Source organism: Streptosporangium sp. NPDC000563 (genome assembly GCF_040299985.1).
Classification (GTDB): Bacteria; Actinomycetota; Actinomycetes; order Streptosporangiales; family Streptosporangiaceae; genus Streptosporangium.
Window position 1 is genome coordinate 386558 of sequence record NZ_JBEPDA010000005.1, and the last position, 8852, is coordinate 395409.

Consider the following 8852-nt stretch of genomic DNA (forward strand, 5'->3'; position numbering starts at 1 on the left):
TCCGATGACCGTCACCGACGCGCAGACATGGACCGGCCGGCGGGTGAAGGAGGCCGACAAGGAGTACGTCATCCACTCCTGGTCGGTCCAGGGTGCGCTCGACCCCATCCCGGTCGCCGGAGGCTCGGGCTCCTGGTTCTGGGACTACGAAGGCCGCAAGTACCTCGACTTCCAGTCGCAGCTGGTCAACCTCAACCTCGGACACCAGCACCCGAAGCTGGTCGAGGCCATTCGCAGCCAGGCCGAACAGCTGTGCTACATCGGCCCCGGTTTCGCCGAGCGGTCCCGGGCGGAGCTGGCCGAGATGCTGGCCGGGCTGACGCCCGGTGACCTGAAGATGAGCTTCTTCACCACCGGTGGTGCGGCGGCCAACGAGAACGCCGTGCGCCTCGCCCGTCACGTGACCGGCCGCCAGAAGATCGTGGCCCGGTACCGCTCCTATCACGGGGCGACCGCGGGGGCGATGGCGCTGACCGGGGACCCACGTCGCTGGGCGGCGGAGCCGGGCATGACCGGCGTGGTGCGGATGCTCGATCCGTACACCTACCGCTGCCCCGCGGGCCACCCCGACCCGTGCCCCGTCTGCTCGGGGGGACCGCACCTGGAGGAGATCCTCCAGTACGAGAACCCCGACACCGTGGCCGCCGTGATCGTCGAGCCGGTGACCGGCACGAACGGGCTTCTGTACCCGCCTGACGGATACCTCCGCTCCCTGAGGGAGGTCTGCGACAAGTACGGCATCCTGCTCATCTTCGACGAGGTCATGGCGGGGTTCGGCCGGACGGGCGAATGGTTCGCCTGCGACCACTGGGATGTCGTCCCGGACATCCTCACCACCGCGAAGGGGCTCAACTCCGGTTACGTCCCGCTGGGCGCGATGACCGTGTCGGAGAAGATCTCCGACTGGTTGCGGGACAACATGTTCTGGGGCGGTCTCACCTACGCGGGACACCCGCTCGCCTGCGCCTCCGGGGTCGCCTCTCTGCGCATCATGCAGGACGAGGGTGTCGTCGAGAACTCCCGGCTCATGGGCCGGCGGCTCGGCGAAGGGCTCGCGACCCTGGCCGGCAGGCACCCGAGCATCGGTGACATTCGTGGCCGTGGCCTCTTCTACGGAGTGGAACTCGTCAAGGACCGGGCCACGCGCGAACCGCTCGTCCCGTTCAACGCCAAGGGTCCCGCGGCCGCACCCGTGAGCCGCGTGCTCAAGGCGGCGATGGAGCGTGGCGTGTACCTCACGGCGAACTTCAACGTGCTGCGCCTGACCCCGCCGCTCATCATCCGCGAGCCGGAGATCGACCTGGCCCTCGACGTGCTGGACGAGGTGCTCACACTGGCCGACGAGCACTACGTCGGCTGATCAGACCGACCGTCCAGCTGGTGTGACCGGCCGTTCAGGAGGGGAAACGATGGGATCGACACTCATCAAAGGCGGTACCGTCGTCAACGCCGACGCCGCGATCCGAGCCGATGTCCTGGTGCGTGACGGTCTCGTCGTCGCACTCGGGCTCGGCGACGACTGGTCGGCCGACGAGGTCGTCGACGCGACCGGGAAGCTCGTTCTCCCCGGCGGTATCGACGTGCACACGCATCTGGAATATCCGATCGACGGCTTCACGACCCGAACGGCGGACGACTTCCACAGCGGCACGATCGCGGCCGCGCACGGCGGGACGACGACGGTCATCGACTTCGTGAAGAAGGAGCCCGACAAGTCCCTCTTCGACTCATACATGCGTCGCCGGGATGTGGCCGCCGACAAGGCCGTCGTCGACTTCGGGCTGCACGCCATCGTGCCACCGCGCGACCAGCAGGAGAACGTGCTGGACGACCTGCGCCGCCTGGCCGGGGAAGGCGCGTCGAGCTGGAAGTTCTTCATGGCCTACCCCGGCACGCAGATGGTCGACGACGGCCAGCTGCTCGAAGGCCTCGAACTCGCGGTCGAGTACGGCGTGCTGCCGATGGTGCATGCCGAGAACGGCCACATGGTGGCCCGAGAGACCCGATTGCTGATCGAGAGTGGACGCACCGCCGAGAACTACCACGCCACGGCGCACGGCCACGAGTCCGAAGCCGAAGCGGTGCATCGGGCGATCGTCCTGGCGGACTCCGTCGGCAGTCCCGTCTACGTGGTGCACGTCTCCAGCGCGGCGGCCGCGGCGGAGATCGGCCAGGCGCGGAGCCGGGGCTCGCTGGTGTGGGGGGAGACGTGCCCGCAGTATCTCGCGGTCGCGTACGAGGACTACGCCGAACTCGGTGAGAAGGCCGCCGCGTACATCTGCTCGCCGCCGATCCGGGAGCGCGGCAACCAGGAGGGCCTGTGGCAGGCGCTCACCACGGGGGCGCTGTCGACGGTGGCCACCGACCACGCGGGTTTCTGCCTGGAGCAGCCCAACGACCTCCCTCCGCAGAAACTGCGCAGCCCCGGCTACTTCCCGAAGGTTCCCAACGGGGTTCCGGGAGTCGAGGACCGGCTCATGGTCGTCTGGGAGACGGGAGTCACGACGGGCCGGATCGACATGTGCAGGTTCGTCGACCTCATGGCGACGCGTCCGGCCAAGTTGTTCGGGCTCTTCCCGCACAAGGGCCTGGTGGCCGTGGGCGCGGACGCCGACCTCCTCGTGTGGGACCCCGCGGCGGACCACGTCATCACCACGGCCGGTTCGCACATGCGCACGGACTACAACCTCTACGACGGCATGCGGGTGACCGGACGACCGGTCCACGTGTTCTCCCGCGGCCATCACCTCGTCAACGACGGAGCCTTCGACGGGAAACCCGGTCGCGGATCCTTCCTGACCCGGGGCAAGCCCCACCTCTTCTGACCCCGACTGATCGGAGTTCTCCGGATATGAAACTTCCCCTCGGCATCCACGTCGGTGAGAGGCTGAGCCTCGAACAGACCTACTGGCAGGCCGAATTCGCGGATCGGAACGGATTCGAGTCGGTCTGGGTGGCCGAAGGCCGCCTGGCCAGGGACGGAATCGTGCCCGCGGCCATCATCGCGAGCAGGACCTCCAACCTGAAGATCGGCACAGGCGTCGTCAACAACAAGAGCCGCAACGCGGCGCTGATGGCGGTGACCTTCAAGACCCTGGACGAGGTGGCTCCGGGTCGCGCGATCCTCGGCATCGGCGCCTGGTGGGAGCCGCTCGCCACGAAGGTCGGCCAGCCGCTTGTGAAGCCGCTCGCCTCGATGCGCGAGTACATCGCCGTCTGCCAGGCGTTCTTCCGCAACGAACTCGTCTCCTTCGAAGGCGAGTTCGTGCAGATGCGCGACGTGCGATTCGACAGCATGTACCGCGAGAACAAGCCGGTCGACATCCCCATCTACATCGGCGCGGTCGGGCCGAAGATGCTGGAGCTCGCCGGAGAGATCAGCGACGGCGTCCACATGGACTTCCTCCTGCCGCCGTCCTATCTGACCGGCGCCAAGGAGGCGATCGGCCGGGGCGTCGCCAAGCGCACCGACGGTCGCGCGGGGATCGACCTGACCCAGATCGTGGCATGCAGCGTCAACGACGACGACCCGCAGGAGGCCATCGACGCGTGCAAGGCGTTCCTCACCCTCTACCTCATGCAGCAGCCGCACATCGCCGAGCACTGTGGCGTGGAGCGCGAACTGGTCGACCGGCTGCAGGAGGTGGCGGGATGGCCCGCGACCCCCGAGGACATCAAGCGCGCGATGCCTCTCGTCTCGAACTCGCTGGTGCAGAGCGTCACCGCGTGCGGGTCCACGTCGCAGGCATTCGACAAGCTCATGTCGTACCACGAGGCCGGCGTCAGGTGCCCGATCATCTCCACGCTCGGCGACAAGGAGCGGACGCTCACCAGCCTTGCCATGGCCGCGAAGGACTGAACATGGATCACCACTCTCCCCGGACGACCATCGCCATCGTGGGCGGGACGGGACCTCAGGGTCGCGGCCTCGGATACCGGCTGGCCCGTGCCGGACACCAGGTCATCCTGGGATCACGTGACGGAGACCGGGCCGCGCGGGCGGCCGCCGACCTGTCGGAGCTTCCCGCCGTGGAAACGACCGTCCGCGGAGACACCAACGCGTCGGCGGTCGCCGACGCGGAGGTCGTCATCCTCGCCGTGCCGTACACGGGGCACGCGGACCTGGTCGGCGGTCTGGCCGCCGGCCTCGACGGCAAGCTGCTGATCAGCTGTGTCAATCCCCTCGGCTTCGACCGGCACGGCCCGTACGGACTGGACGTACCGGACGGCAGCGCCGCGGAGGAGGCGGCGCGGATCGTACCCGGCACCACGGTCGTCGGCGCGTTCCACCATCTCTCGGCGCCGCTCCTCCTCGATCCCGGCGCGGACCTGTCCCACGAGGACGTGCTGGTGTGCGGTGACGACGCGGAGGCCAAAACGCGCGTGATGGCACTGGCCGTCGAGGTGACCGGCGGCCGGGGAGTCGACGCCGGTCGTCTGCGAACGGCACGCCAGCTGGAGCCGCTCACCGCCGTGCTCATCTCCGTGAACAAGCGCTATCGCACGCGGTCCGGCATAGCGGTGACCGGAATGCCGCAGCCCACTCCCGAGAAGGTGATCGTATGAAGCTCGCCGCGGTTCAGCTCCGCGCCACGGACGACCGGACGGAGACCATCGGCAGGGCCGGCGATCTCGTGGACGCCGCCGCCGACCAGGGCGCCGGCATCGTTCTTCTTCCCGAGCTGTTCGCCGTCCCGTTCGTGCAGCCCGAACCGGACCCGGATTACTTCGAGCTGGCGGAGCGTCTCGACGGCCCGTCGAACACGATGGCGGCCGACCGATCCCGTCGGCACGGGATCACGGTGGTCTCCTCGATATTCGAGGCCGGTGATGTTCCCGGCGTGTATTTCAACGCCGCCTGCACGTATGTCGCGGGCGAGCTGAAGTCGGTCTATCGAAAGTCCCACCTGCCGTTCTCCAACGGATTCCCGGAGAAGTTCTACTTCCGGCCGGGGGGCACCGAGCCCGAGGTCGTGCAGACAGGTGAGACCGGGGTCGGCACGATCATCTGTTACGAGAGGCACTTTCCTGAGCTGAGCAGGATCGTCGCCCTTCGAGGCGGTTCGGTGCTGTGCGTGCCGGTCGCGTCCGCGAGCGCGCCCATGCGTGAGGTCTTCCAGCTCGAACTGAGGGCACACGCCGTGTTCAACGGGCTCTTCGTGATCTGCGCCAACCGGGTGGGCAGCGAAGGCGTCAAGGACTACTTCGGGATGAGCGCCGTCTACGGCCCCGACGGCGACATCCTCGCCCAGGCGAGTGACGACAGCGACGACGTCGCGGTCGCCGAGGTCGACCTGGAGCTGATCGCGAGTTCGCGCCGTCGCCGCCCGTTCCTCAGGGACCGGCGCCCGGAGTTGTACGACCGGTTGACGGCGATGTGACACCACCCGGAAAAACCCCGCCCGGAAAAACCCGCACGCCACGTGCCCGCATGAGATCCCCGACGTTTCCGTCCGAGCCGCGTTCCGGCATCGGGACAGACCCCCGGCGGGTTGCTCCTTCTGCGGAGACAGAGCGCGCGATAACGGCCGCACGCGCGCTGATCGACGCTACCGGCAAACTTCTCGACCACCTCGGACTGTTCTGATTTCGGGGACCGAGAGCGTCTTCGGTATGTACGAGGTGGTGACGTGGCCGTTGTCCTCGCCGTCGGGTTTCCGAGGTGAGGGGAGCTCCTCGTTGTCGTCAACCCACGTTTTCGACAGGAGGGGCAACCGGTGTCGGCGACGGTGCCAGTGATAGCCCATCGCCCCCGCCATCAGGGCGACCGTGGCGATCAGCCCGGCGATCATCGCCTGAAGCACCAAGTCCATATCACCCACCCCCATCCTTAAATTTCTCTATGCGACTTTTCGCGAGAAGGGGGTTTCATGGACGCATCATGGCTTGCTTTCCTTGAAAGCGATTTACCTCACCATGTCATCCCGATTCCCCCTCCCGACCCACATAGCTCGCACACCCCATGCGCCCCGGATGGGCACATCGGGAGGGTTCGGCTGTTCGACGCTTCCGATGGGTCGCCCCGCTCGTTCCCGCGGGGCATCGAGGTGCGTCCGCGTCTTCGCGGCTCGGGTCGGCTGGCTATCATCGCGAAGTGACGGACGACGCTCTTCATGATCACGCCATTGACGCATTCATCGCGGCGGCCAACACCGCTGACCACACCCAGCGGGCCACACTTCTGAGCCGCGCTCTCACCGCCGACGTCGTCTTCTGGGGGCCGTTGGGCCGAGGCGTCGGGCGCAAGGCGGTCGAGGACTTCATCACCGAGGTGGTGCAGGGGCACCCGTCCGGCCCCTGCCGGATGGTCCGTACGACCCGGGTGGACGCACCGGACGAGTGGGCGCGTTTCGGGTGGCGCTACGAGGACGCCTCGGGCCGGAGCCTGCTGACCGGGATGGACGTGGTGCACGTCACCCCCGAGGGCGACATCGACGAAATAGTGATCTTCGCCGACTCCCCGGAATGACCTCCGGCTCACCCGAGTGCCGGACGCGCTCTGACACACCCGCGCCGGGTGCCCGCCGTCTTCGTGAGGTCGATATTCGGTATGACCGAAGACACATTCGGCTGTACCGAAGCGTCGCGGCGTCCCTCGTCCCCACGCGGTGATATCCGCTGATCGTCGCGAGGCCCCCGGCGGAGGCTCCAACGGGGGAGGTGGAGCCGGGGCGGCACAGGTCGCGGGTTCCTGGGGACGGGCCCGCGTGCCACTACCCGCCGGGGGCGGTTCAGGGTCCCGACCGCTGCCGGGCCTCCGTTCAGGCGGAGGCGGGCGGTCCGGGAAGGAGATCATCCGGAGCGGACGAGGCTGCCGGGACCGACGGGTCTGACAGCTCGGAGAGGTTCTCATCGGGGAGCGGATCCGAGGGAAGCTCGCACCAGACGGTCCGGCCGGGCTGTCGTCCGTGGGAGCGGCAGCCCCAGTTCCCGCCCGAGAGCATGCCGACGATGGCGAGCCCCCGGCCGTTCTCCATCAGCAAGGACACCGGGTCCGTCCGAAGGCGGGGTTCCTCGACGCTGAGGCCCGCGTCCACGACCTCGACGCGCAGCAGGCCACCGTACGACAGCAGCCGCAGGATCAGCGGGTCGTCGTCACCGGCCCCGGCCTGCCCGCTCACCCCGTGCCGAGCGTGCCGGACGGCGTTGGTCACCAGCTCGGACACGGCCAGCCGCGCGTTCTCGTAGGCCGGATGCCCCTCCCCCAGCCATTTACGAACCTCCTCCCGTGCCCTCGAAGCGGCTTCGACATTACCGAGCAGAAGTATTTCGCTAAACGTCTCCGGTTCCATGGGATTGCGCCTTCCGACCGAATTGAACCGACCCGTTCTCACGTGAGCCGTCGACTGACATCCCGCGACAGCGTCGGCCCGACGGGAAAACGGTCCCAAACACCGAGGCACGGAGGAAGCAGATCCGCGCTTATCAGGGGTTCACAGTTCGAGAAGTAAGTTCACAAAACTGTGAACCCAAGAAAATCCCGTATTCCATTCCCTCCGCAATGCAAATGAAGGAGAATCCCCAGGAGACAGCGAGAGGAGAGCGAGATGAGCGTCATACCAGAACCGGATCCAGAGATGGAGCCCACACCCGAGACAGAGTCGGAGCCGGAGTTCGATACGGATTACCATGAATCCACGCGCGTTCAATTCGGTAGAGAGCTACGGAAATACCGGCTTTTGTCGAGATTTACCCAGAGGCAGCTCTGCCTCGCGGTCCCCCTCGCCGTGAGCCAGCTGAGCATGCTGGAGAACGGCCACCGTGCCCCCACCTGGAAGCTGGCCCGTCAGCTCGACGAGGCCCTCAACCTGGGCACGACGCTCGCCGACCTCCTGGACCACCTGGACCGCACGGCCACCCAGGTCCCCCACTGGTTCCGCCCCTGGCTGGAGTTCGAGCCCCTCTCGACCTCCCAGCGCATCTGGGAACCCCTGATGGTGCCCGGCCTCCTCCAGACCGAGCAGTACGCGGAAGCCATCCTCAGCCGCAGCCCCGGCGTCACTCCCGAGCAGGTGAAGCAGAACGTCGCGGACCGGATGGGCAGAAAGAGCATTCTGCACCGACCCGATCCCCCGATGCTCTGGGTCATCCTGGACGAGGGCATCCTGCACCGTCCCGTCGCCGATCCCGAGGTGATGAGGGGACAGTTCCACCATCTTCTGGAGATGTCGGAGAGCCGATGGCTCTCTCTGCAGGTGCTCCCCCACAGCGCGCGCAACGTGCTCGGCCTGCTGGGCGGCTTCACCATCGCCGACATGCCGAAAAACGCACCGCCCGTGGCATACATCGATTCCCAGAGCACCGGGGACCGGACGAGCGAGCGGGCCGAAGAGATAAAAAGGCTAGAATTCCTATATGACCTGATCCGTGCGGACGCCCTATCCCGGAGCGATTCACGCGACAAGATCAAGGAGGCGATCCAGCGATGGACGACCTGACCCAACAGCTTCACACCGCTCACTGGCGCAAATCCACCCTCTCCGGCCACGACGCGAGCAACTGCGTGGAAATCGCCGTCCTCTCCCACGGCAACCGAGGCATCCGCGACAGCAAAAACCCCACCGCCCCCGCCCTCATCCTCACCCCCACCGCATGGAACACCTTCATCACCGGCGTGAAGAACGGCCACTTCGACTGACCACCCACCCAAGGAAACGCCACAGCAATGGACATCCCTGCCCAGGAGCTCCACAGCGTCCACTGGCGTAAATCCACCCTCTCAGGTGGAGACGGAAGCAACTGCGTCGAGATCGCCGACCTCTCCCACGGCAACCGAGGCATCCGCGACAGCAAAAACCCCACCGCCCCCGCCCTCATCCTCACCCCCACCGCATGGAACACCTTCATCACCG

At 67.0% G+C, this 8852-nt stretch carries 11 protein-coding genes; 9 read left to right on the forward strand and 2 right to left on the reverse strand.

The features are described from left to right. The first annotated feature begins 4 nt into the window (after positions 1 to 4). The 5 genes from ABT352_RS16825 to ABT352_RS16845 are packed head-to-tail and all read left to right on the forward strand — an operon-like array spanning position 5 to position 5381. The gene (locus ABT352_RS16825) at positions 5 to 1360 is read left to right on the forward strand and encodes an aminotransferase class III-fold pyridoxal phosphate-dependent enzyme (RefSeq protein WP_350945737.1); all 1356 of its coding nucleotides are present in this window, start codon (positions 5 to 7) and stop codon (positions 1358 to 1360) included. A gap of 49 nt (positions 1361 to 1409) precedes the next feature. Then, complete coding sequence (gene hydA / locus ABT352_RS16830; RefSeq protein WP_350945738.1) at positions 1410 to 2825, forward strand: dihydropyrimidinase; 1416 nt, start codon at positions 1410 to 1412, stop codon at positions 2823 to 2825. A 26-nt stretch (positions 2826 to 2851) separates the two neighbouring features. Next, entirely contained in the window at positions 2852 to 3859 is a 1008-nt protein-coding gene (locus tag ABT352_RS16835; RefSeq protein WP_350945739.1) for an LLM class flavin-dependent oxidoreductase, read from the forward strand. A gap of 2 nt (positions 3860 to 3861) precedes the next feature. Further along, positions 3862 to 4566: an NADPH-dependent F420 reductase gene (gene npdG / locus ABT352_RS16840; protein WP_350945740.1), complete on the forward strand. Its 705-nt coding sequence runs from the start codon at positions 3862 to 3864 to the stop codon at positions 4564 to 4566. Then, positions 4563 to 5381 carry a carbon-nitrogen hydrolase family protein gene (locus ABT352_RS16845; RefSeq protein WP_350945741.1) on the forward strand — a complete coding sequence of 273 codons (819 nt, stop codon included), beginning with the start codon at positions 4563 to 4565 and terminating at the stop codon, positions 5379 to 5381. The genes npdG and ABT352_RS16845 overlap by 4 nt, the downstream gene beginning before the upstream one ends. A gap of 168 nt (positions 5382 to 5549) precedes the next feature. On the opposite strand, the gene ABT352_RS16850 is transcribed toward ABT352_RS16845, so the two are convergent. Further along, positions 5550 to 5813: a hypothetical protein gene (locus tag ABT352_RS16850; protein ID WP_350945742.1), complete on the reverse strand. Its 264-nt coding sequence runs from the start codon at positions 5811 to 5813 to the stop codon at positions 5550 to 5552. A 281-nt stretch (positions 5814 to 6094) separates the two neighbouring features. On the opposite strand from ABT352_RS16850, the gene ABT352_RS16855 reads away from it, so the two are divergent. Beyond that, complete coding sequence (locus ABT352_RS16855; protein WP_350945743.1) at positions 6095 to 6469, forward strand: nuclear transport factor 2 family protein; 375 nt, start codon at positions 6095 to 6097, stop codon at positions 6467 to 6469. A 292-nt stretch (positions 6470 to 6761) separates the two neighbouring features. Here ABT352_RS16855 and ABT352_RS16860 read toward each other — a convergent pair whose 3' ends face one another. Then, on the reverse strand, positions 6762 to 7292 hold the full coding sequence (locus tag ABT352_RS16860) for an ATP-binding protein (protein ID WP_350945744.1): 531 nt from the start codon (positions 7290 to 7292) through the stop codon (positions 6762 to 6764). A 255-nt stretch (positions 7293 to 7547) separates the two neighbouring features. On the opposite strand from ABT352_RS16860, the gene ABT352_RS16865 reads away from it, so the two are divergent. The 3 genes from ABT352_RS16865 to ABT352_RS16875 form a co-directional block, all read left to right on the forward strand. Further along, on the forward strand, positions 7548 to 8438 hold the full coding sequence (locus tag ABT352_RS16865; protein ID WP_350945745.1) for a helix-turn-helix domain-containing protein: 891 nt from the start codon (positions 7548 to 7550) through the stop codon (positions 8436 to 8438). Next, complete coding sequence (locus ABT352_RS16870) at positions 8426 to 8638, forward strand: DUF397 domain-containing protein (RefSeq protein WP_350945746.1); 213 nt, start codon at positions 8426 to 8428, stop codon at positions 8636 to 8638. The genes ABT352_RS16865 and ABT352_RS16870 overlap by 13 nt, the downstream gene beginning before the upstream one ends. A 27-nt stretch (positions 8639 to 8665) precedes the next feature. Then, the coding region (locus ABT352_RS16875) for a DUF397 domain-containing protein (protein WP_350945747.1) at positions 8666 to 8852 on the forward strand (187 nt) is incomplete at its 3' end.